Annotated in this window: 20 protein-coding genes and 1 pseudogene; 8 read left to right on the forward strand and 13 right to left on the reverse strand. The window is 63.6% G+C overall.

Features of this window, described 5'->3' with window-relative positions; all coding sequences use genetic code 11:
* Positions 1-145 precede the first annotated feature (145 nt).
* Positions 146-1,093, forward strand: coding sequence for an ABC transporter substrate-binding protein (locus tag AB0I57_RS03690; RefSeq protein ID WP_358329981.1), 948 nt, complete (start codon positions 146-148; stop codon positions 1,091-1,093).
* Here the strand turns inward: AB0I57_RS03690 and AB0I57_RS03695 are convergent.
* The 3 genes from AB0I57_RS03695 to AB0I57_RS03705 are packed head-to-tail and all read right to left on the reverse strand — an operon-like array spanning position 1,052 to position 4,450.
* Positions 1,052-1,972 carry an alpha/beta hydrolase gene (locus AB0I57_RS03695; RefSeq protein ID WP_358329984.1) on the reverse strand — a complete coding sequence of 307 codons (921 nt, stop codon included), beginning with the start codon at positions 1,970-1,972 and terminating at the stop codon, positions 1,052-1,054. The genes AB0I57_RS03690 and AB0I57_RS03695 overlap by 42 nt on opposite strands.
* Before the next feature lie 7 nt (positions 1,973-1,979).
* Positions 1,980-2,810, reverse strand: coding sequence for an SDR family NAD(P)-dependent oxidoreductase (locus tag AB0I57_RS03700; protein ID WP_358329987.1), 831 nt, complete (start codon positions 2,808-2,810; stop codon positions 1,980-1,982).
* A complete protein-coding gene (locus tag AB0I57_RS03705; RefSeq protein ID WP_358329990.1) occupies positions 2,807-4,450 on the reverse strand; it encodes an NAD(P)/FAD-dependent oxidoreductase in 1,644 nt (547 codons plus the stop codon). The genes AB0I57_RS03700 and AB0I57_RS03705 overlap by 4 nt, the downstream gene beginning before the upstream one ends.
* Positions 4,451-4,519: 69 nt before the next feature.
* Here AB0I57_RS03705 and AB0I57_RS03710 point away from each other — a divergent pair, with 69 nt between their 5' ends.
* A complete protein-coding gene (locus AB0I57_RS03710; RefSeq protein WP_358329993.1) occupies positions 4,520-5,170 on the forward strand; it encodes a TetR/AcrR family transcriptional regulator in 651 nt (216 codons plus the stop codon).
* Positions 5,171-5,290: 120 nt separating this feature from the next.
* Here the strand turns inward: AB0I57_RS03710 and AB0I57_RS03715 are convergent, their stop codons facing one another.
* From AB0I57_RS03715 to AB0I57_RS03730, 4 genes are all read right to left on the reverse strand, one after another.
* On the reverse strand, positions 5,291-9,094 hold the full coding sequence (locus tag AB0I57_RS03715; protein ID WP_358329995.1) for a multifunctional oxoglutarate decarboxylase/oxoglutarate dehydrogenase thiamine pyrophosphate-binding subunit/dihydrolipoyllysine-residue succinyltransferase subunit: 3,804 nt from the start codon (positions 9,092-9,094) through the stop codon (positions 5,291-5,293).
* A 444-nt stretch (positions 9,095-9,538) separates the two neighbouring features.
* Positions 9,539-11,854: a molybdopterin cofactor-binding domain-containing protein gene (locus AB0I57_RS03720; RefSeq protein ID WP_358329998.1), complete on the reverse strand. Its 2,316-nt coding sequence runs from the start codon at positions 11,852-11,854 to the stop codon at positions 9,539-9,541.
* Positions 11,851-12,351: a (2Fe-2S)-binding protein gene (locus AB0I57_RS03725; RefSeq protein ID WP_358330001.1), complete on the reverse strand. Its 501-nt coding sequence runs from the start codon at positions 12,349-12,351 to the stop codon at positions 11,851-11,853. Before AB0I57_RS03725 ends, AB0I57_RS03720 begins: the two co-directional genes overlap by 4 nt.
* A gap of 2 nt (positions 12,352-12,353) precedes the next feature.
* Complete coding sequence (locus AB0I57_RS03730) at positions 12,354-13,220, reverse strand: FAD binding domain-containing protein (RefSeq protein ID WP_358330004.1); 867 nt, start codon at positions 13,218-13,220, stop codon at positions 12,354-12,356.
* 434 nt (positions 13,221-13,654) lie between these two features.
* On the opposite strand from AB0I57_RS03730, the gene AB0I57_RS03735 reads away from it, so the two are divergent.
* A complete protein-coding gene (locus AB0I57_RS03735; protein WP_358330007.1) occupies positions 13,655-14,011 on the forward strand; it encodes a hypothetical protein in 357 nt (118 codons plus the stop codon).
* 128 nt (positions 14,012-14,139) lie between these two features.
* Here AB0I57_RS03735 and AB0I57_RS03740 read toward each other — a convergent pair whose 3' ends face one another.
* Both AB0I57_RS03740 and AB0I57_RS03745 read right to left on the reverse strand, forming a co-directional pair.
* Positions 14,140-14,919: an ABC transporter permease gene (locus AB0I57_RS03740; RefSeq protein ID WP_358330009.1), complete on the reverse strand. Its 780-nt coding sequence runs from the start codon at positions 14,917-14,919 to the stop codon at positions 14,140-14,142.
* Positions 14,916-15,983: an ATP-binding cassette domain-containing protein gene (locus AB0I57_RS03745; protein ID WP_358330012.1), complete on the reverse strand. Its 1,068-nt coding sequence runs from the start codon at positions 15,981-15,983 to the stop codon at positions 14,916-14,918. The genes AB0I57_RS03740 and AB0I57_RS03745 overlap by 4 nt, the downstream gene beginning before the upstream one ends.
* A 127-nt stretch (positions 15,984-16,110) precedes the next feature.
* Between AB0I57_RS03745 and AB0I57_RS03750 the strand changes: the two genes are divergently transcribed.
* Entirely contained in the window at positions 16,111-17,499 is a 1,389-nt protein-coding gene (locus AB0I57_RS03750; protein ID WP_358330015.1) for a glutamate decarboxylase, read from the forward strand.
* 47 nt (positions 17,500-17,546) lie between these two features.
* Here the strand turns inward: AB0I57_RS03750 and AB0I57_RS03755 are convergent, their stop codons facing one another.
* Positions 17,547-19,076, reverse strand: coding sequence for an NAD(P)/FAD-dependent oxidoreductase (locus AB0I57_RS03755; RefSeq protein WP_358330018.1), 1,530 nt, complete (start codon positions 19,074-19,076; stop codon positions 17,547-17,549).
* Positions 19,077-19,386: 310 nt separating this feature from the next.
* On the opposite strand from AB0I57_RS03755, the gene AB0I57_RS03760 reads away from it, so the two are divergent.
* From AB0I57_RS03760 to AB0I57_RS03775, 4 genes and pseudogenes are all read left to right on the forward strand, one after another.
* Complete coding sequence (locus tag AB0I57_RS03760; RefSeq protein WP_358333116.1) at positions 19,387-21,060, forward strand: alkaline phosphatase D family protein; 1,674 nt, start codon at positions 19,387-19,389, stop codon at positions 21,058-21,060.
* 93 nt (positions 21,061-21,153) lie between these two features.
* Positions 21,154-21,282 (forward strand): annotated as a pseudogene (locus tag AB0I57_RS03765) (arsenical-resistance protein); the annotation flags it as partial.
* A 38-nt stretch (positions 21,283-21,320) separates the two neighbouring features.
* Positions 21,321-22,004, forward strand: coding sequence for a three-helix bundle dimerization domain-containing protein (locus tag AB0I57_RS03770; protein WP_358330021.1), 684 nt, complete (start codon positions 21,321-21,323; stop codon positions 22,002-22,004).
* 19 nt (positions 22,005-22,023) lie between these two features.
* Positions 22,024-22,440 (forward strand): arsenate reductase ArsC, encoded by a 417-nt coding sequence (locus tag AB0I57_RS03775; RefSeq protein ID WP_358330023.1) that lies wholly within the window; start codon positions 22,024-22,026, stop codon positions 22,438-22,440.
* 75 nt (positions 22,441-22,515) lie between these two features.
* On the opposite strand, the gene AB0I57_RS03780 is transcribed toward AB0I57_RS03775, so the two are convergent.
* The 3 genes from AB0I57_RS03780 to AB0I57_RS03790 form a co-directional block, all read right to left on the reverse strand.
* Positions 22,516-23,217, reverse strand: coding sequence for a hypothetical protein (locus AB0I57_RS03780; protein ID WP_358330026.1), 702 nt, complete (start codon positions 23,215-23,217; stop codon positions 22,516-22,518).
* 112 nt (positions 23,218-23,329) lie between these two features.
* The gene (locus tag AB0I57_RS03785) at positions 23,330-24,322 is read right to left on the reverse strand and encodes a LacI family DNA-binding transcriptional regulator (RefSeq protein ID WP_358330028.1); all 993 of its coding nucleotides are present in this window, start codon (positions 24,320-24,322) and stop codon (positions 23,330-23,332) included.
* A 158-nt stretch (positions 24,323-24,480) separates the two neighbouring features.
* Positions 24,481-25,209, reverse strand: coding sequence for an SDR family oxidoreductase (locus AB0I57_RS03790; protein WP_358330031.1), 729 nt, complete (start codon positions 25,207-25,209; stop codon positions 24,481-24,483).
* Positions 25,210-25,239 lie beyond the last annotated feature (30 nt).

The raw sequence follows: 25,239 nt of genomic DNA on the forward strand, positions 1-25,239 counted from the left end.
AGGGTCCTTTCCGTCGTCACCGCGGCCGGGTCCGCCAAGGGCACCGGTGGGTGTGTGTAGGAGCTGCCAGGTGGCCAGTGTAACGATGGGGGGCGGACACAGCAGGGTCTTGTTGCGACTCGACATTTCAAGGAAGGACTCTTACGTGGCACACACGCACAACGAAGGATCGCGGGCGGGGCGGCGATGCCGACCGTTGTCGTGGCGGCGGGTGGTGATCACCGCCTCGGCTGTGCTGCTGATGGGTGTGACGGCGTCCTGTGGAGTCGATCGTGCCACTCCCGACGAGTCCGCCGCGCCTGCGAGTCAAATCGTCGTCGGGGCCGGTGACAGCGCCGAGAGCCGAATTCTGGCTGAAATCTATGCCGGTGCGCTGCGTACGACGGGAGCCTCGGTCAGCACAGCTCACGGTCTCGGTGCCCGCACCGACTACCTCGGTGAACTCGACGCCGGCGACGTGACGGTGGTGCCGGAACTCACGGGCGAACTGCTTCGGTACTACAATCCCCGGTCGACGGAGACCGAGCAGGACGACGTCTTCGAGGCACTGAGTAGGTCTTTGCCGCAGGGCCTTTCGGTATCCGACTTCGCCTCGGCCGAGGACAGGTCGGTGTTGGCCATCACGCCGGAAACCTCCACCCGCCTGAGCCTTACAGCCCTGGAGGATCTCAATCCCTGGTGCAGCACGACAACTGTTGTATACGCGCCGAGCTTCGAGGCCGATGCCTTGGCAGGTCTTAGCGGATGTTCGTTCGCCCAGACTCGTATGGCGACTGACGATGCGGCGGCAATCGCCGAAGTCACCGCCCCGGAGTCTGCCGACGAATCTGTCCGCCTGGCCGGTGTGACCACAGCTTCCCCCGACGTCGCGGGTGCGGATCTCGTTCTGCTGTCCGACGCCGACCACGTCTTCACTGCGCAGAACGTCGTGCCGCTGTACCGAAGCGGAAGCCTTCGCGAATCCCAGGTGAAGGCGATGAACCTGGTAGCGGGTGAGCTGACGACAGCGGACCTGGCCGACATGATCGGCCAGGTCCGCGATGGTGCGGATTCAGCGGGCGTGGCGCGGATTTGGCTTGACGCTCATCTGTGAACGGAGAAATTCGCCCAGTTCGGCGACCGCGTCCTCAGCCTCTCGTACCAAAGACGCCTGCAGGTGGGCGACGTGCCACAGACGGGCGTACTCGGTGAGCGTGACATCCACGTTCGACTGTTCCAGCTTGTCGGCGAACTCCATGACCTGCGGGTAGAGAACTTCCTCCACGCCGATGTGAATCAGAGTGGGCGGCAACCCTTTCAGGTCCCCCAACATCGGGGCGTAGCCGGGGTCGCTCGCATCCCCGTTGCCCAGATACTTCTCGGCCGCGTCGAACGACCAACCCGCATTGACGACGAGGTCACGGGGGCGGGGATAGTCGCGACGCCCTGGGTCGACCCATGGTGAGATCAGGGCCATCGCGGCGGGCGTCACGCCGTGCCGATCGATCAGGCGCCGTGCAGTTGCGACAGCGAGTCCGCCGCCTGCAGAGTCACCTGCGACAGCTAGTTGCTCTGTCTCGTAACCGTGTTCGGTGTTCAGTTCCATGTACGCCGCCACCGCGTCCTCGAGGCCGGCCGGGAACGGATGCTCCGGTGCCAACCTGTAGTCGAGGGTGTAGACCGCGGCGCCGGATTCCTTGGCAAGGTAGGCGGCCAGCGAGCGGTGCGTTGCCGGCGAACCGATCGTGAAGGCGCCGCCGTGTAGGTAGAGAACGGCGGTCTGGCGTTTCGTGGCCCCTACGGTGATTCGCTCCGCGGGTCGGCCGGCCAGTGAGGTCGGGCGAACGACGGTACCCGGTGGGAACCGCTGTAGCGGGGCACCGAGTTCGAGGAGCGCCCTCTGTACGTCGTACGGAAGCCTCGCGTTGAGGCTCAGCCGGTAGAAGGGCCGGAGGGCGGCCGCGACGACCGGAAGTGGTAGGTGCAAGCTCATAAGTTCCTCAGTTCGACTTGGGCACAATGCGTTCGACGACGGTGGCGACCACACGCTGATAGTTGGACCCGACCAGCCGCACGAATGCGTCGAGCAACTTGGCATCGGTGCCGACCAGAATGCGGGGCTTACCCTTGCGGACGCCGTTGACGATGATCTTCGCCGCATCTTCGGCTGTGGTTCGCGCGAGCCTCTTGTCGAAGAATGCAGCGGAGGTATCCCGATCCTCGCCCGGCCCGACCGTGGCATTGCGGGCGATGGCAGTCTTGACCCCGCCGGGGTGCACACACGTGACCTTGACGGGATGCTTTGCGATCAGCATTTCCTGTCGCAGTGCCTCGGTGAAGCCGCGAACAGCAAACTTCGCCGCGTTGTAGGCACTCTGCTTCGGCATGGCCAACAGGCCGAACAGGCTCGAGATGTTCACGACATGGCCATCGCCCGACGCAATCAGGTGCGGAAGAAATGCCTTGGTGCCGTTGACCACTCCCCAGAAGTCCACGTCCATGATCTTTTCGATGTCCTTGAACTGGGACTTCTCGAAGTCGCCGTTGTATGCGACGCCGGCATTGTTGTAGATCTGGTTGACCTTTCCGAAGTGGTCAACCACGTCATCTGCATACGCCAGCACTGCATCACGCTCGGTGACGTCCAGGTGATCGGACTTGACCTCGGCGCCCAGCGCTGTCGCTCCGCGCGCGGTTTCGGCGAGACCAGCCGCGTCCACGTCAGAGATGGCAAGTTTGGCGCCCTGGCCCGCCAAATTCAGCGCCAGGGCCCTACCGATGCCTGATCCGGCACCGGTGATCACCACTACCTTGCCTGCGAACTCACTCACGGCGTGGTGGCTTTCACGCCGTCAGGATCGACCTGCGCTGGTATGGCCTTGGAGTTCGCGGACTTCCTCTTCCTTTTCGCCTTGACCTTCCCGTTCACCGGCGCGGGTGCGGGTTCGGGCGCCGGTACGGGTAGGTCGGCCGTAGCAACGCTGTCATATGCGGCAAGGTCGAAACGCTGGGTCTCGTTGCGGAACTCGAAGGTGAAGCCCGGCCACAGCGTGGTGTTGTTGCCGTGCTTGTCGAGGTACCAGCTCGCGCAGCCGCCGGTGTTCCAGACGCTGTTCGACAACCTTTTCTGAATGTCCGCGTTGTAGCGGTCCAGGACGTCCTCGCGGACCTCGATCTTGCCGATGTCGTGCTTGTCCAGCGTCCGCAGTGCGTCGACCAGGTAGCTCAGCTGCGATTCGATCATGTAGACCATCGAGCTGTGGCCCAGACCCGTGTTGGGGCCCGTGAGGAAGAACATGTTGGGGAAGTTCGCGATGGCCGCGCCTTTGTAAGCTCGCTGTCCACCGTCTTCGAAGACCTGAGCGAGTGATCGGCCGTCCTTGCCGAAGATGGTTTCGAAGGTGGGGGAGTCGGTGACGTGGAATCCGGTGGCGACGACGATCGCGTCGACCTCGCGGACGGTGCCGTCCCGGGACACCACCGAGTTGGCGGTGACCTTCTCGATGCCGTCGGTCACGAGGTCGACGTTGTCCTGCGCGAGGGTCGGGTAGTAGTTGTTGGAGATCAGGATGCGCTTGCAGCCGAGCTGGAAGTTCGGTGCCACCTTCTCTCGAAGCGCCTTGTCCTTGATCTGGCTGCGCAGGTGGAGCGTGGCCGAGAGTTCCAGGGGCTTCATGAACACCGGAGCCTTCGTCAGTCCGAAGACCTGCGTCTCCCGCCACAAGTAGACACCCGTGCGATAGAGCCGCTGGAAACCCGGGACGTACTTGAATGCGGCCTGCTCCAGCGTCGTGTACTCGCGGTCCGCGCGGGGCAGGATCCACGGCGCTGTGCGCTGGTACACGTCGAGGTGGGAGACCTTCTTGCCGATTTCCGGGATGATCTGGATGGCGGAAGCACCCGTGCCGATGACGGCGACGCGCTTACCGGTGAGGTCGGCGTCGTGATTCCAGCGGGCGGAATGGAAGATCTCGCCCTCGAATCCTTCTATGCCCTCGATGTCGGGCAGGGACGGCTCGCACAATGTACCGACCGCGGAGACGACGATCTTGGCGACGAAGTTTCCCTTGCTGGTGCTGACTTCCCATCGTGTGGTCGCCTCGTTCCAGCGGGCAGACTGCACATCGCAGTTGAAAAGGTGCTTGTCGAGCACCTTGAACTTCCTGGACACCGACTGAATGTACTTCTGGATCTCGGGTTGCGGCGAGAACGACCGCGTCCAGTTCGGGTTCAGGGCGAACGAGTACGAGTACAACTGTGAGGGGACGTCACACGCCGCGCCCGGATACGTGTTGTCCCGCCAGGTACCGCCGACGTCGCTGCCGCGTTCGAGCACGAGGAAGTCGGTCTTGCCTGCCTGGGTCAGCTTGATCGCCGCGCCGAGGCCGGAGAACCCGCTGCCGATGATCAGGGTGTCGACGTGGCGGACATCAGCGGTGGGCTCGTAAGTATCTGTGTCTGGGAGACTCATGCACGCCACAATAAGACGCTATTGATTTTCGGTCAATAGCTATTGACTTACGTTTAGTAGTCTTGTGTCATGGCAGTTGTGAAGCGGACCCGTCTCAGCCCCGAGCAACGGCGCGCGCAATTGATCGATCTCGGCGAAAAAATGCTCGCAGAACGACCCCTCGAGCAGATCACCGTCGAGGACATCGCGGACCAGGCCGGGGTGTCGCCCGGTCTGCTGTTCCACTACTTCGCCTCCAAGCACGACTTCCACCTCGCAATCGTCCGGCATGCGAACGACGAGATGCTTGCTTATACGGCCGCCGATCCGTCCCTCGAGAAACTCGGCGATCCGATGCGGGTCCTGCGTTCGGTGCTGTCGTCCTACATCGACTATGCCAGCGAGAATCGCACATGCTATCTGTCGCTGTCGCGCGGACCGGCGAGTGGCGACCCGGACATGCAGGCAATCTTCGAGGAGACTCGCGTGGTGATGTGCGAGCGGGTCCTCGAACAACTCAGGTTGCTTGCCATCGAGCCGACCTCCGCGGTGGTGCTCTCCGTGCGCGGATGGATCGCGTACGTCGAGGAGGTCACGATCACTTGGCTGTACAACCCGTTGCACAACCAGCGGTTGTCCCGCGACGAACTGATCGACATCGCCGCTCAGGCTCTTCCCGCGCTCGCCATTGCAGCGGCGCCTGAGATGGCGGCAACGCTGCAGTCAGCGATCGCGGGCTGAAATCGGACCAGGAACTACGAAAGCCGGGCCGGCTCACTCCCTGGAGTGGACCGGCCCGGCTTTCGCTGGAGAACCGAAATCACAAACGAAACTCAGCTGAACGCTTCATCCGTTTCATGCTCAATCGCTGAACATTCGAGCGGTTTCGCCCCTTTCGCTGAACGCTTCATCGATGATCTCTTGCTGTTCTACCGCGTGCACCTTGCTCGAGCCAGACGACGGCGCCGACATCGAACGACGAGAGATGCGTTTGATTCCGCTCAGCTTGTCGGGCAGCAGTTCGGGCAGCGCGAGACCGAAGAACGGCCACGCGCCCTGGTTGGCCGGCTCCTCCTGAACCCACTGGAACTCGACGGCATTCGGATAGAGGTCGAGTGTTGCGCGTAGGCGACGGCTTGGAATCGGGTACAACTGCTCGATGCGGACGATCGCGATGTCCTCACGGTTGTCCTTGTGCTTCCTCGCCAGCAACTCCCAGTACAGTTTTCCGCTGACAAGAAGAACGCGGCGGACCTTGGAGCGGTCGGCGATGCCGTCCTCGTACGCGGGCTCCTCGAACACCGACCGGAACTTGCCGGTGGTGAAGTCTTCGATCTCCGAGACCGCAGCCTTGTTGCGTAGCATCGATTTCGGTGTGAAGACGACCAACGGGCGATTGATGCCGTCGAGCGAGTGACGCCGCAGCAAGTGGAAGTAGCTCGCCGGCGTGGACGGCACGGCGACCGTCATCGAACTTTCCGCACACAGCTGCAAGAAGCGTTCGATGCGGCCGGACGTGTGGTCGGGACCTTGACCTTCGTGGCCGTGCGGCAGCAGCAGCACGACATCGGAAAGCTGTCCCCACTTGGCCTCACCCGATGAGATGAACTCGTCGATGATGGACTGCGCACCGTTGACGAAATCACCGAACTGTGCCTCCCACAGCACCAGCGCGTCCGGGTTGCCTACGGCGTAGCCGTATTCGAAGCCGACGGCTGCGAACTCGCTGAGCGCGGAGTCGTAGACCATGAACTTGCCGTGGTTCTCGCTACCCAGGTTCTGTAGAGGGGTGTACTCCTCGCCCGTCTTGCGGTCGATGAGCACCGAGTGACGTTGCGTGAAAGTGCCACGCCTCGAGTCCTGGCCGGACAGGCGAACCAGCTTGCCCTGGTCGACAAGCGAGCCGAAGGCGAGAAGTTCCGCAAACGCCCAGTCGATCTTGCCTTCGCGAGACATCTCCAGACGCTTCTCGATGACTGGTTTCACTCGCGGATGCACGGTGAAACCTTCGGGAAGGTTGACGAACGCGTCGCCGATCCGCTCGAGAACCGAGATGTCGACGGACGTCTTCAGCTTGGTCGGCAGCGGCTGATCCAATTCGACCGATTCGCTCGGCCCGGGTGTGTACTTCTCGAGTTCGCGGACCTCGTTGAATACCCGTTCGAGCTGGCCCTGGTAGTCGCGTAGGGCGTCTTCGGCTTCCTTCAGCGAGATGTCGCCGCGGCCGATCAGGGATTCGGTGTAGCTCTTGCGGACGCTGCGCTTGGTGTCGATGACGTCATACATGGCCGGTTGCGTCATCGAGGGGTCGTCGCCCTCGTTGTGACCGCGACGGCGGTAGCAGATCATGTCGATGACGACGTCCTTGTGGAACTTCTCTCGGAAATCGACGGCCAGCTGGGCGACCCAGACGCAGGCCTCGGGGTCGTCGCCGTTGACGTGGAAGATCGGCGCGCCGATCATCTTCGCGACGTCGGTGCAGTACTCGGAAGACCGGGAGTGTTCCGGGGCGGTGGTGAAACCGACCTGATTGTTGACCACGATGTGCACAGTGCCACCGGTCCGGTAGCCGCGCAGCAGTGCCAGGTTCAACGTCTCGGCGACCACACCTTGACCGGCGAACGCGGCGTCGCCGTGCAGCATCAGCGGCAGGACGGTGAAGCCGTCCTCGCCCTTGTCGAGGATGTCCTGCTTGGCGCGGACCAGACCCTCGAGAACCGGGTCTACCGCCTCCAGGTGTGAGGGATTGGCCGTGAGGGAGACGGTTATGTCGTTGTCACCGAACATCTGGATGTAGGTGCCCTCGGCGCCGAGGTGGTACTTCACGTCGCCGGAGCCGTGAGCGGCCGCCGGGTTCATGTTGCCCTCGAATTCCGTGAAGATCTTGGAGTAGGGCTTGCCGACGATATTCGCCAGGACGTTCAGGCGACCACGGTGCGGCATACCGATGACGACCTCGTCGAGCGCGTGCTCGGCGGCTTGGTCGATGACAGCGTCCATCATCGGGATGACGGACTCGGCGCCCTCGAGCGAGAATCGCTTCTGGCCGACGTATTTGGTCTGGAGGAACGTCTCGAAGGCCTCTGCGGCGTTGAGCTTGCTCAGGATGTACTTCTGTTGGGCGACCGTGGGCTTGACGTGATGCGCCTCTACTCGGGCCTGTAGCCACTGCTGTTGTTCCGGCTCGAGGATGTGCGTGTACTCGACACCGATGTGGCGGCAATACGCGTCACGAAGCACGCTGAGGACGTCGCGCAGCTTCATCTTCGACTTGCCGTGGAAGCCGCCGACTTTGAACTCGCGATCGAGGTCCCAGAGGGTCAGGTCGTGTGTGGTGACGTCGAGGTCCGGATGGCTGCGGAACTTGTCCTTGACGAACTGGAGCGGATCCGTGTCGGCCATCAGGTGACCGCGGTTGCGGTATGCGGCGATCAACTCGAGAACACGAGTGCTCTTGTCGATGGCGCCTTCCGGCACGTCCTTCCGCCAGCGGACCGGTTCGTACGGGATGTGCAGCGAGTGGAAGATCTCGTCGTAGAATTCGTCGCTGATCAGCAGGTTGTGGATGGTCCGAAGGAAATCGCCCGATTCGGCACCTTGAATGATCCGGTGATCGTACGTCGAAGTGAGAGTCATGAGCTTGCCGACGCCCATTTCGGCGATGCGCTCGTCGCTCGCGCCCTGGAACTCTGCGGGGTACTCCATGGCGCCGGCGCCGATGATGGCGCCCTGGCCGTTCATGAGGCGCGGCACCGAGTGCACTGTGCCGATCCCACCGGGATTGGTCAGCGAGATGGTGACACCCGAGAAGTCCTCGGCCGTGAGCTTGCCGTCACGTGCACGCCGAACGATGTCCTCGTAGGCGCTGTAGAACTGCGTGAAGTTGAGCGCTTCGGTCTTCTTGATCGCCGCGACGACGAGGGATCGGCTGCCGTCCTTGCCGGGCAGGTCTATAGCCAGGCCCAGGTTGGTGTGTGCGGGGGTGACCACGTTCGGCTTGCCGTCGACCTCGGCGAAGTGGCGGTTCATGTTCGGGAATACCTTGACGGCCTGCACGATCGCGTACCCGAGAAGGTGCGTGAACGAGATCTTGCCACCACGGGTACGGGCGAGGTGATTGTTGATGACGATCCGGTTGTCGGACATCAGCTTCGCGGGAATCGCGCGCACGCTGGTGGCGGTCGGAATCGCAAGCGATGCCGACATGTTCTTCGCAACGGCAGCAGCCGCGCCGCGGAGAACCTTCGACTCGGTGGTGGCAGGAGCCTCGGTCGCAGGAGTAGAGGCCTTCGCTTCCTTGGTTGGCTTCGGGGGCGCGACGCTCTTCGGAGCAGCCTTCGGGGCTGCGGCTTTCGGAGCCGCAGTCTTAGGGGCTGCGCTCTCTGGCGCCGCGCCGTTGGCCTGCTTGGTCTGAGGCCGGGGCGCGGTCTTCGGCGCAGCGGCCCGAGGAGCCGAGGTCGTGGCCGCGGGAGCAGCAGGCGCGGCGGCATTGGCAGTGCCGTGTCCATTGGCTGCGCCTGTATTCGAGGCAGCTTCCGGAGAGTAATCTGTCAGGAATTCGTGCCAGCTGGCATCCACGGACGACGGGTCGTCCTGGAAGCGCTGGTACATCTCGTCAACCAACCACTGGTTCTGTCCGAACTGGGATGTAGAGCTGCTGCTCACGGCAGGTATTCGCCTCGTTTCTGTTTCGGTACCCGATCAGAGCGCCTATATAACATGAGAGTAGCCCCCGCGTGTTACGCGTATTTAACCCGACGAACACGTGTTGACCGTCCCACGGCTATCGACGGGGTTACCATCGATGACGGTTCTCGCCCCGAGATTATTCCCCGGTACCGCCTTCGCCGCATCTCGCAGGACACGATAGAGGTCACCGGCGTAGGCGAGCGCGGTGTGGATCCGGTCTCGAGCAGCCGACTCTGGTCGACGACAGTGTTTACTTCCGAAAAGGTCACGGCCGCGTGGCGAGGTAACAGAGGTATTACGGTGTGGGTCCTCGGCGAGGTGGTCTGTTCCGCTCCGCTGACACGACGACGGTCTGCTTGTCCAGCATCTTCCCCGTTGTGTCGACACGTCAGATGTGGACGTACGAGTTCGCTCGTCGGGTCAGCTGATACCGGTGATGTGTTCCGGCCGAACCGGCACTCGGGTGAGCTCCAAGCCTGTGGCGTCCCTGATCGCAGCCACGATCGCAGGTATGGAAGACAATGTGGAGGCTTCCCCGGCGCCGCGCAGTCCGTACGGGGCCAGCGGGTCCGGGTTCTCCAGGATCTCGAGGCGCATCGGCGGCATGTCGACGATCGTCGGGATGAGGTAATCGTGGAATGAAGGGTTCTGGACCAGCCCGTCCTGGACGACGATCTCCTCCATAACCGCCAGCCCGAGACCTTGGGACGACCCGCCGTGGATCTGGCCCTCCAGCGCCAACCGGTTGAGCACTTTGCCGACATCCTGGACGGCCGCCATCTCGACAACCTTGATCCGTCCGAGCTCGACGTCGACATCGACGACCGCGCGGTGAACGCACAATGCATGCTGGGTGTGGGTGGCACCTTGTCCGGTGACCGGGTCCATGGCGTTGGTCGGGCGGTGGTGATACTCCCTGGTCTGCTCGATGACCCGGTCGCCGAGAACGTCTTCAAGGGTGGCAAGCGGACCCTCTGATGCGGACTCGATCTTGCCACCGACCAGGCTCAGGTCTTCGACGAGCCGGCCGAGATGGACCCGTGTCAAAGAGAAGACGGCCTCACGGATCGCTTCACAGGCTGCCTTCACCGCACCTCCGGTCATGTACGACTGGCGGGACGCAGACGTCGATCCGGCACTGCCGACCCGGTTGTCGGCTGGGTGGATGGTGACCCGGTTGACGCCCAGTTCGGTACGGACGATCTGTGCCTGCAGGGTCACCAGACCCTGGCCTACTTCGGCGGCGCTCGTGTGCACCAGTGCGGTGGCCTCGCCCCCTATCACCTGGAGTCCGACTCGGGCCGTGGAGAAGTCGTCACGGGACTCGGAGGAGCAGATGTTCTTCATGCCGACTCCGTAGCCGACACCACGTACTACGCCCTCGCCGTGTGTGGTCTGCGAGGTGCACCCTGGCAGGTTCATGATGTCGGTGGCATCGAGCGGGGCAGGCATCGGCATCGCTTCGGCTCGCGTAAGCATGTCGGCCAATGGTGTGTGCGCCTCGACCAGCTGACCGGTGGCCAATACCGAGCCCTGCTCGATCGCATTGATCCGGCGAACCTCGACTCGGCTGATCCCGCAGGCCTCGGCCACCTTGTCCATCATCGACTCGTATGCGAAGCAGGTTTGCAGGGCGCCGAAACCGCGCATCGCTCCACACGGAGGATTGTTGGTGTAGACGCCGTACGCGTTGACCTCGATGTTGGGGATCACGTACGGACCGACTGCGAGTGAGGCGGCGGTCCCGACGACGCCCAGGGTGGCCGACGTATATGCGCCACCGTCGAAGATGATCTCCGCGTCGGCGAAGAGCAACTTTCCTGCGCGTGTCGCCCCGTACTCGTAGCGCATCTGGGCCGGGTGCCTATGCACATGACCGAAGAATGACTCGTAGCGGTTGTACACCATCTTGATCGGCTTGCCCGTGTGCAGTGCCAGCATCGCCGCGTGGATCTCCATCGAGAGATCTTCGCGACCGCCGAATGCTCCGCCGACGCCGGCAAGCGTCATCCGGATCTTGTCCTGGGGCATGGCCAGACACGGACTGATCTGTTCGAGATCGTTGTGCATCCATTGGGTTGCGACGTACAGATCGATGCCGCCGTCTTCGCCCGGAATCGCAAGCCCGGACTCTGTGCCGAGAAACGCGTGGTCTTGAATTCCGGTGTTGAACTCGCCGCTGACCACGATATCTGCCGCGGCGCGGGCAGAAGCGACGTCACCGACGCGAATCGGCTGATGCCGAGCCAGTCCGCCGCGCGGCTGAACCTTCGGATAGCTCGGGTCCAGTGCTGCCCGGCGTGCATCGGTGAGCGGTTCGAGCACCTCGTAGTGGACGGTGATCTTCTCCATTGCTCGCCGCGCCGTCTCCGGGTGGTCGGCGGCTACCAGGGCGATCGGTTCACCCTGATGCCGGACCTCGTCGAATGCCAGTACGGGCTGGTCCCACGTGTGATTCACCCCATAGCACTTTCGGCCGGGGACGTCCTCATGCGTGAGGACTGCTTCCACGCCGGCGGTGGCGTAGGCCTCGCCCGTCTCTATGGACAGAATCCTCGCCCGCGGGTGTGGGCTGCGCAGGGTTGCGCCCCACAGCATTCCGTCGATCGAGAGGTCTGACGAGTATGCGAACTCGCCTTTGACCTTCAGGGTTCCGTCCGGCCGTAGCGGGCTGTCGCCGACCCGTCCCTGACCCGGCGCGACGATGTCGCTCGGCGCTCGCAGTGGTGTGGTCACAATGGTCCCGCCTTCTGTGAGGCGGCGAGCGACTCCGCCTTCCGCAAGGCAGTGAGCCGCACCGCGTCGAGAATCTTTTCATAGCCCGTACAGCGGCACAGGTTGCCTGCGAGTGCCTCTCGAATCTGCGCATCGGATGGGTTCGGCACTCGCTCGATCAGGTCATGTGCCTGCACTACCAGGCCCGGCGTGCAGAACCCGCACTGGATGGCTCCACATTCGACGAACGCCTCCTGTACCGGATCGAGCTGATCGCCGTCGGCAAGCCCTTCGACCGTGCGGATGCGGCGTCCATGGACCTGGCCTGCAGCCACCAGGCAGGCGCACGTGGGTATGTCGTCGAGATAGACCGTGCAGGAACCGCATTCGCCCTGTTCGCAGGCGTTCTTCGAGCCCGGGAGTCCCATTCGTTGGCGGAGGAGGTAGAGGAGGCTCTCGCCTTCCCACACATTGTCTGCTACCTGTTCCTTGCCATTGACAGTGCAAGTCACACGCATGTCTAGGCCGCCTTTCTCCTGGTCGAGTGGTCCTGCCACGCCCAGGTGAGGGTTCGTCTGGCGATGACCGCGAGAGCGTTCTTGCGGTACCCGGCTGTGCCCCGAAAGTCATCGATCGGGTTGGCCGCTTCCTTGACCAGATCTCCGAACCGGCGGGTGACGGCCTCGTCGGGCGCACCGTCCCAATCGAGTTCGGCGGCCAGGAACTCCTCTGCCGCGAGGGCCCGACAGGGGTTGGGAGCGGCCGACCCGAGCCCTGTGCCCACCCGCCGTTCCTGTGGGTACAGCGCAATCGAGAAGGAACATGTTGCCGCTACCATCGCGTTCCGGATACCAACCTTGGAGAAGTACTGCGGGCCGGAGGCCGGTGCGACGTGGAAGGCGCGGATGAGTTCATCGGGGGCGAGCGCACTGCGCTCGGCACTCGGATAGAACTCGGTGGCGGGGATCATTCGCACGCCGCGGGCAGATGATTCGACTTCGATCACTGCGCCGGTAGCAAGCAAGGGCGCGTGAGCGTCGCCGCTGTGGTCAGTCGCGCCGAGACTTCCGCCGACCGTGCCGCGGTTGCGGATCTGGCGCGAGCCGATGGTCCGGGCGGCCTGCGCGAGTGCGGGTAGTCGGTCGCCGAGTTCCGAGATCAGTCGCACGTAAGGCACTCCGGCCCCGACTCGCAGCGTTCCGTCCCCGAGTTGTTCCCATCGGGACAATTCGGTGACCGGATTGAGGTCGAGGAGTGCGGCAGGCCGATCCAGATCGAAGTTCAACCCGACCATGACGACGGTGCCGCCTTGAATGGGTACGGCGTCGGGACGGTCGGCCATGACGGCCAGCGCGTCTTCCCAGTTTTCGGGGCGAAGGAAATCCATGGTGTCCGGTGCTCTCCACTCGCGATGAGGTCCCCACCCACTACTACCCCTGCAGACGGGGTTGGGCGAGCGACCAAGCTCTGAGCGGTGATGACCCGTGCAACCCGGGTTCGTGATACCTGCAAACCCGCTGGTTCCTTTGGCGAGGCCCCGCCACGTACGGTACACGGGTGATGAAACGTGTTCTAGTTCTTGCCGCAGTAGGCGCGCTGGCTACCGCGTGCGGAAGCCCGTCGACCGAAGACTCAGCGACCTCCACAACCACAGCGACCGCCACGACCTCCTCGTCAACCAGCCCCACCTCGACACCCGCGGCGCCGACAAGGACGATGAGCCCCGAACAAGCGATGTAGTCGGAGTACGCCAGCGCACTTAGGGCGGCCGGAATCGACTTCGAGCCTGGGCGCGAACACGGCTCGGACTGGTACTACGACATGAACACCTGCGATGATTTGCGCTCTGGGGTCTTGGACGCGTACGACTTCGCAACCAGATATGGAGTCCTCGCTCAGACCGGCAACGGCCGCCAGTACACCATTATGGTTCCCATCCTGTGTCCTGATCAGCAGCCGATTCTGGACCAAGCCTTGGCCGGTGAGGTTCGGGAAACGACGTTCCGTGGCGGCAAGCGGCTCATCGGCAATGGGCTGGAGAAGACGCCGTGGAACGATTACTACCTTTCGCCTGGCACCTACCGAACAGAAGAACCCGCCTCAGATTGCTACTGGGAGCGCTCCGACGCCAACGGAAACATCATCGACAACAACTCGTCTCAGTCGCACCGTCGGTGACAGTCACCATCGCACCAACCGACGGTGGATTCACCTCTAGGGGCTGCGGCACTTGGAGATTAGTGGAGTAAGAACATTTGCTGACTCGTACAGGCGCCGGCCTCGTCGTCCTCCCCGGCCTCGTTCCGTCAGTTGATGTCGCGCTGCCGCATGAGCACCCAGCCGCCCGCAACGAAAGCAACGGTCCAGGCCAGCAGGGTAAGTGGCGCGGCAGGCCAGAGAGTCAGCCAGTCGATTTCGTTACTCGCGGCAGCGTTGGCGACCGTGCCGAGTGTGGCCGATACGGGTAGGAATCCGTTGACGGAACCGAGCCCGATCCCGCTGAGGATCGCGCGGAGGATCAACTCGCCCACCGTGAACCAGACCGCGATTGCGATACAACTGACTACCCAGGACCGAGTGAGCATCGAGATGCCACCACCGAGGAGCGCCCACAGTGCCGCGCAGATCAAGGCGGTGCCCAGCATTGCGAACAGTGTTCCGCTCAATCCGAAACTCTCGCCTCCGAACGTCAGGAGCAGGGCGACGCTGACCGCCTCCACAGCGAGGCCGTACAAGATCCCGAACCCTGCTGTGACAGCGAGCTTGGCGCCGATCACGCCGTCCCGGCCGCGCGCGGTCAGAAACGTGGTGGTCAGTGTCTTGTAACGAAACTCCGTTCCCACGTTGACCGCGCCGAAGAGGGCAGCAAACAGCACCAGAAGGAAGAGGGCGACCCCCAGCCCGTACAGGGTTGCCGCGAGGTCGACGTGGAGCGGATCGACCTCCAATGCGTTGGTGGACACGCTCATTGCCGGAAGCGTGATCGTGCTGGAGAACATTCCGACGATCAGGGGTACCAGTCCGAGTACCCACCAGAATCGCAATGTCACGACTTTGCGAAACTCCGCGGTGAGTAACGCTGTCATCGCTTTCCTCCTGGCACCGGACCGTGGTGGGGTGGTGCATAGCCGGGCGGTGGTGTGTATCCAGGCGGCGGACCATACCAGGACTGCGGTGCGTACATCTGCGGCGGGCCGTAGCCCGATGGCGCAGCTGCGCTGGCTCCCGCCACGTACTGGCCGGCGGTCATCGTGAGGAAGAGTTGCTCGAGATCGATCTCCTCACCGACCATGCCGAAGATCGCTATGCCGCTTCGATCGGCAACTGCCCGCACGACGTCCTCGCCGACACCCGCGACGGCGAGCCGACCGTCAGCGAGGGAGCGAGTATCGACGAGGCCCTCGGCGGCCAGTGCCGTCGCGAGTGCGGGCGGGTTCGAGCATGCGACCAGCAAGCGGCTCTGCTGCGATTTGCGCAGCTCGTCGAGACGTCCGGTGTAGACGATTGCGCCGCGGGTGATGATCACGACTGTGTCTACGGTCTCCTCCACTTCACGAAGGATGTGGCTCGTGATCAAGGCAGTGCCCCCGGATGCGGCGAAGCCTTGGAGGAATTCGCCCAGCCACGCGATGCCCTCCGGATCGAGTCCATTCATCGGTTCGTCGAGGACGAGGATCTGTGGATCGCCGAGAAGTGCCGTTGCCAGGGTGAGTCGCTGCCGCATGCCAAGGGAAAGTCCACCCGCCCGTCGCCGCGCCACCTCCTCGAGTCCGACGATCGACAGCACCTGTCGCACGCGCGCTTCGGGGGCACGAATCGCGGCGGCGTACACGGTCAGGTGGTCAAGAGCGGTGCGGTTGGGGTGCACGCCCTGCGTGTCGAGGACGGCTCCCACGGTCCGGGCGGGATACGCGAGTTGGTGGATCGGCAGCCCCGCGACGGTGGACGTTCCCGACGTAGGTCGGACCAGACCCAGGATCATCCGCAGCGTCGTGGTCTTGCCGGAACCGTCGGGACCGACGAGCCCTGTAACCGAGCCTCGAGGAACCGAGAACGTCAGATCGCTGACCGCCGGAACGCTCTTGAAACTCTTCGACAGCCCGCGCACCTCGATGGGTGCTGCGAAACTTTCGGAGATTGCAGTGGTCAACCCGTCCCCCTGACACAATCGAGTGGAATCGGTTTCGAGACTACTGGGCCGATCCGATGAGCTTTGACCCATGACGTTCGGGACATGGCCCGCTGGGCACACTGACGCCATTCGATTGGGGATTCAGATGAGCAAGCATCACCACCACCGTCATCACGGCCGAGACGTCCTCGTCCCTGCCTATACCGGCCGAATGGCGATCGAACCGTTCCCTGCGTTGCGCTTGCCGGAACGGGCGGCCAATCCGGAGGCGGCCTACCGCTTCATCCACGACGAGTTGATGCTCGACGGCAGTTCCCGTCTGAATCTGGCCACGTTCGTCACCACCTGGATGGACCCAGAGGCCGACAAGTTGATGGCCGAGACATTCGACAAGAACATGATCGACAAGGACGAGTATCCGGCAACTGCGGCGATCGAGTCGCGGTGCGTGTCGATGGTGGCAGACCTCTTCCACGCGCCCGATCTGTCGCCCACGGACCCGGCCAGTGCCACTGGTGTGTCCACGATCGGCTCCAGTGAAGCCGTCATGCTCGGTGGGCTGGCGCTCAAATGGCGGTGGAGAGCGCGGCGTGAAGAGGCGGGAAAGGACACGGCACGACCGAATCTCGTGCTCGGTAGCAACGTGCAGGTGGTGTGGGAGAAGTTTTGCCGTTACTTCGACGTCGAACCCAAGTACCTGCCGATGGAAAGGGGTCGATATGTCATCACCCCGGAACAGGTCCGCGACGCGGTCGACGAGAACACGATCGGAGTAGTCGCGATCGTCGGCACTACCTATACCGGTGAACTCGAACCGGTTGCCGAAATCGCCGACACACTCGACGAACTCGCCGCGTCAGGTGGCCCTGACGTCCCGATCCATGTCGACGCGGCCAGCGGGGGATTCGTTGTTCCGTTCTTGTACCCGGATCTGCTGTGGGACTTCCGGGTACCCCGGGTGGTTTCCATCAATGTCAGTGGGCACAAGTATGGGTTGACGTACCCGGGTATCGGGTTCGTGGTGTGGCGCGGTAGAGAGCATCTGCCTGAAGGGCTCGTATTCCGGGTCAACTACCTGGGCGGCGACATGCCGACGTTCACCCTGAATTTCTCCCGCCCTGGAAATCAGGTGGTGGGGCAGTACTACAACTTCCTACGTCTCGGTCGCGCAGGCTACCGGGCGATCATGGAGACCCTCCGTGACACAGCGGTCCAAGTAAGTGAGCGGATCGCCGAACTCGAGCACTTTGCCTTGGTCACCGATGGCTGCGATATTCCGGTAGTAACTTTCGAGCTCGTGGGAGACCCCGGATTCACGGTCTTCGACTTGTCACACGAGCTGCGGGCGAGGGGGTGGCAGGTACCCGCATACACGATGCCCGCCGATGCGGAGGACGTGGCGGTGCTGCGCATTGTCGTTCGTGAGGGCTTCAGTGCCCACCTCGGAACGTTGGTGTGCGACGACATCGAAGCGGCCTGTGCCGACTTGCGCGGGAAGAACGGCGGGCACTCGGAGCATCACTTCTGCCACTGAGTGTGCGTTCGATCGTTGCGCTCCGTACCCAGCCAAGCGTTCCGGCGTCACCGCGGTGGCAACTGTGTCGATGCCGGCTCTGCCTTCGAGAACGTCAGAGTCCCGTCGTCGACCGGGGTGTCTCGCAGTACGACGACGTCCTTGTAGTAGTCCATCTGCAGGTTCCACGGATCCTCGGTGCCTGCCTGCGGCCACAGGCCCTGGGATCGCTGGATGTACCCGGCAGCGAAGTCGAGCAGCGGCCGCGTCTCCATGTCGGGCCGGTCGTTCTCGGCGACCGCGACCGTGGCGCCGCGAAGATCCATCTCGGTAAGCAACCGGCTCAGGAAGCCCGCCACCAAGTCGACCTTGAGCGTCCACGGGGCGTTGACATAGCCGACGGCGAAGGAGAAGTTCGGGACGTCGGAGAGCATCGTTCCCTTGAACGCGAACCGTTTGGTGATGTCCAAGGGTTCGCCGTCGATGCTCAGTTCGACGCCGCCGAGCGCGAGCAGATCGAGCCCGGTCGCGGTGATGATGATGTCGGCGTCGAGGTGCCTGCCGGAACTGAGCGCGATGCCGGTCTCGGTGAACGTCTCGATCGTGTCGGTGACGACCGATGCTTTCCCCTTGCGGATCGTCTTGAACAGGTCGCCGCCCGGCACGACACACAGGCGTTGATCCCATGGGGCGTACCTGGGGTTGAAGTGGGTGTCGACGTCGAAGCCGGCCGGCAGCATTCGCTTGTTGAGCCTTCGGATGACAGCCCGCGCCTGCCGAGGGAAGCGTCGGCACAGCTTGTAGACCCAGACGTTCTGCGCGATGTTCTTCTTACGGGTGAGCCGGTACCCGCGTTCGGCGCCGAGGACGCGACGGAACACGTCATAGAGTGCATCCTCCGCCGGCAGCGGAATGATGTACGTGGGCGAACGCTGGAGCATCGTGACGTGCTCGGTTGCGTCGGCCATCGCCGGGATCAGCGTGACGGCGGTCGACCCGGAACCGATGACGACGACTCTCTTACCGGCGTAGTCCAGGTCCTCGGGCCAGTGCTGGGGATGCACGATCTGTCCGGCGAACCGTTCCGCGCCAGGGAACTCGGGGGTGTAGCCCTTGTCGTAGTTGTAGTAGCCGGCGGCGCAGAAGAACCAATTCGCCGTGAACGTCACGGTCTCGTCGCCGTCGCCGACGCGAGCGGTGATAGTCCAGCGCGCGTCCGCCGGTGACCAATCGGCGCGGATCACCTTGTGGTGGTAGCGAATACACTCTTCGATGTCGTACTCGCGTGCGGTCTCGCGGATGTAGCCGAGGATGTCGGCGGCAGGCGCGAGGGCCTTACGGCCCTTCCACGGCTTGAAGTCGTACCCGTAGGTCTGCACGTCGGAGTCGGAGCGGATTCCCGGGTACCGGAACAGGTCCCAGGTGCCGCCGGAGACCGCACGGGACTCGAGGATCATCAACGTCCGCTCGGGGTGTTCCCGGCGCAGTCGTGCCGCGACCCCGATCCCGGACAGCCCGGCCCCGACGATGAGGACGTCGACGTGCGTGGCTTCGACCGCACGGGACCCGTTTGATCGTTCGGGGTGTTCGGGGCTCATCGAATCCTCCGGTGCGTTTGCTGGTAAACCTCGTCTGTCCTGCACGATAGCCCGATCGACCGATTCCGCGGGACCGACCCGAGCAGATTCTCGCGACCAAGTGCCTCTTGCGTCCAATGATGATTCCTATTGTCGTCGCTCGTGGTGGTCGGCAGGGTTCTGTCGATGAAAGGTGTTGGCTCGGACCTGCACGATGTACCGCAATTCTCGAGGAATCGAACATCGCGTGAACACTCGAGGACACGCCGGAAGCAAAGCTGTACGGCCATCCGAATTGTGTTGTGATCCTCTCGTGCCCGAAAACAAAAACATGGCTGGCGTGAGCAGGCGCGGCATGTTGCGCGGCTCGATGGTTCTTGCAGGCGTTGGACTTGCCACCGCGACCGCGGGGCGGGTCTCAGCGCAGGCTGTGACACCGGGATTCGTCCACGGTGTCGCGTCCGGTGATCCCCTCCCTGACCGGGTGATCATCTGGACCCGGATCACCCCCTCCGCCGACGCGCTACCAGGTTCTGGTGTGGGGCAGAGAATTTCGGTGTCCTGGCAGGTCGCGGCCGACCCGGACTTCACGAACGTCGTGCGCGGCGGCACCGCGAACACCGGTCCCGACACCGACCACACCGTGAAGGTCGACGTCACCGGATTGCGCCCCGACACCGGGTACTTCTACCGGTTCGCCGCGCTCGGCCAGACGTCCGCGACCGGGCGCACCCGCACCGCGCCCGCGACCGACGCCGATCTCAGCCGGCTGCGGTTCGGTGTCGTCTCGTGCTCCAACTGGGAGGCCGGCTACTTCGCGTCGTATCGCCATCTCGCCGAGCGCGACGACCTCGACGCGATCGTGCATCTCGGCGACTACCTCTACGAGTACGGTCACGGTGTGTACGGCGGCCCAAACGGCCCTGTCCGACTGCACGATCCGGCACACGAGATCGTCTCGCTCGCCGACTACCGGATCCGGCACGCGCAATACAAGACCGACCCCGACCTGATGGCGCTGCACGCCCGCGTGCCGTTCATCGCCACATGGGACGACCATGAGAGCGCCGACAACGCGTACATGGGTGGGGCCGACAACCACGATCCTGCCGCGGAGGGGGAGTGGGGTGCGCGTAAAGCCGCGTCGATGCAGGCATACTTCGAGTGGATGCCGGTCCGGGTCGACGGTACGGGCGGCGACGCCGCTCTCTACCGGCGCTTTCAGTTCGGCGATCTCGCCGAACTGTCCATGCTCGACCTGCGCAGCTACCGCGACGTGCAAGCCTCCGCAGGCGCCGGGTGGCGCAATACCGACTCTCCGGACCGAACCATTACCGGTCGTGAGCAGATGGACTGGCTGACCAGCGGTATCGTCACCTCGTCGGCGCAGTGGAAGCTCGTCGGCAACCCGGTGATGATCGCCCCGTGGGTGTTCCCGCCGCTCGACACCCGCACGATGGGGGCGATCACCGAGGCGGTCGGATTACCGGAGGCCGGCATCCCCTACAACACCGACCAGTGGGACGGCTATACCGCCGACCGTCGCAGACTCTTCGATGCGATCTCTTCGAATGGGGTCCGTAACACCGTCTTTCTCACCGGTGACATCCACACCTCCTGGGCGTGTGATCTGCCTGTGAATGCAGCGGACTACCCGGGCGCGGGCACGGTCGGCACCGAATTCATCGTCCCGTCGGTGACGTCCTCCAACATCGACGACATACTCGGCGTTCCTCCGCGCACCGCGACACTCGCCGCCGAAGAGGCGATCAAATCGACCAATCGTCATATGCGGTATGTCGAACTCGACTCCCACGGTTTCGGTGTGTTCGAGGTGAACAGGCAAGGGGCGCAAATGGACTGGTTCTATATCACTGACCCGAGGGATCCGTACGCCACGGTTCGACACGCGGCGAGCTATCGCGTCGCCGACGGCACCCAGCAGGCCCGCCCGGTTGCGACGCCTCTCGATCCCGCCGCCTACCGCCCGAGTGGCGGCTCATGAGCGCCGTCCTGACCCGGCGGACGTGTCGACAGACGATCTTCCCTCGACGGCGCGTCCGAGTCCTGATGCGATATCGGCTGCGAGGCGGCGCCGGCGTGGATCGCGTTAGTGTGGGGTGGTGACTACCTGCTCGGCTCTTTCACGAGGCTGGGGTACGAGCGCAGCACTACCGTCGCGTTTGCCGCCGCGGACAGCAACTTCGAGCTGGCCATCGCGGTCGCAACCACCATCGCCGCACCAGTGTCGTCCAAGGAGTACTGATGTCCGATCAGTCGTTCAACGAGGAACTGCGCACCCGCGATAATCGGGCTCAGCCCGAACTGTTGATGCCACAAGCGGTCCTTGCCCGCACAGCTGCGGATCTGGCCGCCAAGTACACCGGGGTGTTCTCTCCGCAAACAGTCGAGCGGTACGTATTCGAGTCCTACACCGCGCTGAGGCTGGTCGCGAAAGTGCACACCCACCTGACGACGCTGGCCGGACGGTTCGCCGCCGAGCGGCTCACCGCGCTTGCCCAATCACAGGGGGCAGTGCCGAAGACTGTGCCCGAGGTGCTGTTCGTGTGCGTCCACAACTCCGGCCGCTCCCAGATGGCCGCCGCGCTGCTCGCCCATCACGCCCCCGGGCGGGTCCACGCCCGCTCCGCCGGCTCGGCACCGATCGATGCCATCGCACCGCCCGTCATCGAAGCGATGCTCGAGCTCGGGATCGACCTCGGCTCCGAGTTCCCCAAGCCGCTCACCGACGACGTCGTCGCAGCTGCCGACGTCGTGGTGTCGATGGGCTGCGGGGAAGCGTGCCCGGTCTACCCCGGCAAGCGCTACCTGGACTGGGCAGTCGACGACCCGGATGGACAGCCGCTGGAGCACGTCCGGCGGATCCGCGACGACATCGACGCCAGGGTCGGCGAGCTGCTTCGTCAACTCGTCCTCGCCACCGACTGACCGCATTGAAAGGCACTGCATGTCCACCACACCGAAGGTGCTGTTCGTCTGCGTCCACAACGCGGGCCGCTCGCAGATGGCCGCCGGATTCCTCACCGCTTTCGCCGGGGATCGGATCGAGGTGCATTCCGCCGGCTCCGCGCCGGCAGGCCAAGTGAACCCTGCCGCGATCGAAGCGATGGCTGAGGTTGGTATAGACATCTCCGCCGAGAACCCGAAGGCCCTCACCGTCGATGCGGTACTGGCCTCCGACGTGGTGATCACCATGGGCTGCGGCGACAGCTGCCCGATCTTCCCCGGCAAGAGCTACCGCGACTGGGTCCTCGATGACCCGGCCGGCCAGGGCGTCGACGCGGTCCGTCCGATCCGCGACGAGATCAAGGCCAAGGTCGAGGCCCTGATCGTAGAGCTGACCTCGCAGCCCGCCACTTGCTGACGGGGATCACCTAGAGGCCACCGAACGCCGATTGGTCGCGGTCGGCAACGACATCCCGCCCCGGCGCAGCGACGATCATGCCTCCAGTGCGGGAAGCTCGTCCGGCCACTTGGCAGGGGCCGGACCGAAGGCTTCGCGCGCGTTGTTTATCAGACCCCTGCCGATGGCTCGGTTGCCTGCGCCGCCGATGGCTGCACCGATGCCTGCAGGCACGAGTTTGCCGAGAATCAGTGCGCTGCGGCGGGCGGCGTACCTCGTGATGAACTTTCGCACCAAGGTGTTGTTCATGCCGGCCATCGTGGAGCCGGGGACACGGTTGGTGACGGCGGTCGCCCAGTTCTTCGCCGTCACGCCTGTCGCCTTCTGGACGATCTCGATTCCCGACTCGCCAAGGGCTACCGAGAGGACGAGCGCGCGCCGCTGCTGATGGTCGGCGGCAGAGACCCCGTGCACCGACGCTACAGCGAGGGTCAGCAGAGCGGCTGCCTCGAGGAAGAACGCCGATTCCGCACCCACTGCCGCGATGGATGCGACTGTGCCGACCCCTGGAACGGCGGCGGCGGCACCGACAGCGCTGCCGCTACCCGTTACGGCGAGCAGGAACATCTTCTCCATCCGCTCCACGATCTGCGCCGGTGACTCGTCGGGATGCGAGCGGCGGACCCATTCGACGTACTTGGCTACCGCGGGGGCCTGAAGGCGGCTTCCGTTGTCGAGGACCGAGACCAATGTCCTCTCGACCAATGCCTTCTCGGCCGATCCGCCATTGCCAATCATCCCCGGCCCCCTTTTCTGTGTACTTCCGTTGTACTGGGAGCTACTGTAGGCGATCGCGCGTGGTGGCCGGTATCGACGGACAATTACGAGGGTGATCGGAGCGCAAACGCAATCACTCTCGATGTACTGGCGGAAAGCATGATCCCCGCTCGATGAGACGCACGGAAAGTACATTGCCCCGGCGGTAACGGCGGCGTGGATGGTCGATGCGGTGAAGGACTCGATCGATTGCCTGCCTGCCGAGTTCGGAGGGGCTCTGGTCGATGACCGTAAGTGGTGGGCACATCGCATCAGCCATTGGGAAGTCGCCGAATCCGATAACAGAGAGATCGTCGAGCTTCAGTTGCTGCAGTGCAGGGATGCTCACCATCGAGATTCGGGCATTCGACAGGAACAGGGCGGTGGGTGGTGTGTCGAGAGACATCAGCATCGTGAGGACCTCCCTGGCGCCGTCGCGCGTCTCCACCCCCATCACAATCAGGTCCTCGTCTTCGGGGATGCTCCGGGCGTCGAGTGCGTGCCGGTACCCCAGCAGCCGGTTGCTGGTGGTCGGAATCAGCTCGGTGTCCCCGATGAAGGCCACGCGCCGGTGCCCCAGCTTCAGGAGATGCTCGGTAGCGGCGAAGCCTCCGTCGTGATCGTCGTGCACGAAATTGTCTGCTGAAACCCCTTTCGCTGCCCGGTCGACGAAAACGGTCGGTAAGTGGCCTGCCCACCGTTTGAGATAACCGTGGTCGGACCCGATCGGGGCCAAGATCAGACCGCCGAGTCGGCGGCGCAGCAATGACTCGACAATCGGGCGTTCTTGCGCTCGGTCGTCGCCCAAGCTCGTCATGATCACCGCCATGTCCCGCTGGTGTGCGCGGGTCTCGACGGTATGCGCCAGCGCGGCGAAAAAGGGGTCGGCGATATCGGGAACGGCCAGTCCGATCGCGGTTGGACGCCCGGTGCGGAAGGTGGTAGCCATCGTGTTCGGGACGTAGTTCAGCGATTCGAGTGCTGCCACGACGCGCGCTCGCGTACCCGGATCCACGTGAGGATCGTCGTTGTAGACGCGGGAGACCGTCTTCGCGCTGACGTTCGCCAGCGCCGCAACATCTTGCATTGTGGTCATCATCGCGCTTTCGACTAGTTGGGGTCTTCCAGTTTGGGTCTTCGACCGGAGCGCAATCATGTTTGCACAGCCGGTAAGTCATTGCTGGCCAAACGATTTTGTCAGATGTGGGCCGCATACGTGGGCTACAACAGACTTGCCACCTTCGTTCAACGGCAGGTGTAGCCACCGTCGACCGGCAGACAGACACCGGAGATCATCGAGGCGGCGTCGCTCAGGAGGAAGGCGATCGGAGCAGCGATCTCGTCTTCGGTAGCCCAGCGCCCGAGGGGCATCTGCTCGAGATAAGGCTTCTCGATTTCGGGCTGCCCCCAGTAGGAGGCAGACATTTCCGTCATCACTACGGTCGGGTTGACGCTGTTGACGCGGATGTTGTATTTGCCCAGTTCCAGGGCGGAGACCCGGGTGATGTTGTCGAGTGCGGCTTTCGATGATCCATAGGAAATGTGACCGGGGAGGGCAACCAGGCCTGCCTGGCTGGAGACGTTGACGATCGCGCCACCCTTGCCCTTCTTCACCATCGAGGGCGTCGCATACTTTATGACCAGCAGCGCACCCCGAGTGTTGATGCTGATTGCCTTGTCGAAGACCTCGATATCGGTGTCCTGTGGGGTGGCGATCTCGCCGCCGAAGCCGCCGCAGTTGACCACGCCCCATAAGTCGAGCCCTGAGAGAGCGTTGCGAATGCTGTCCTCTGAGACGAGGTCGAATGGCATTGGCTGCGCTCCGGTTTCCTGCTGGAGCTTCGCGAGCGCCTCGCGGGACCGACCGGAGGCGAAAACCTGGGCACCCTGCGATACCAGCAAACGCACAGTCGCAGCCCCGATGCCCCCGCTCGCGCCTGTTACCAGGATGGACTTGCCGCTGAAGTCAGCCATCGAGATCACTTTCTGTCAGGTTCACGGGAG

The sequence above is a fragment of the Rhodococcus sp. NPDC049939 genome (assembly GCF_040656415.1).
Classification (GTDB): Bacteria; Actinomycetota; Actinomycetes; order Mycobacteriales; family Mycobacteriaceae; genus Rhodococcus_F.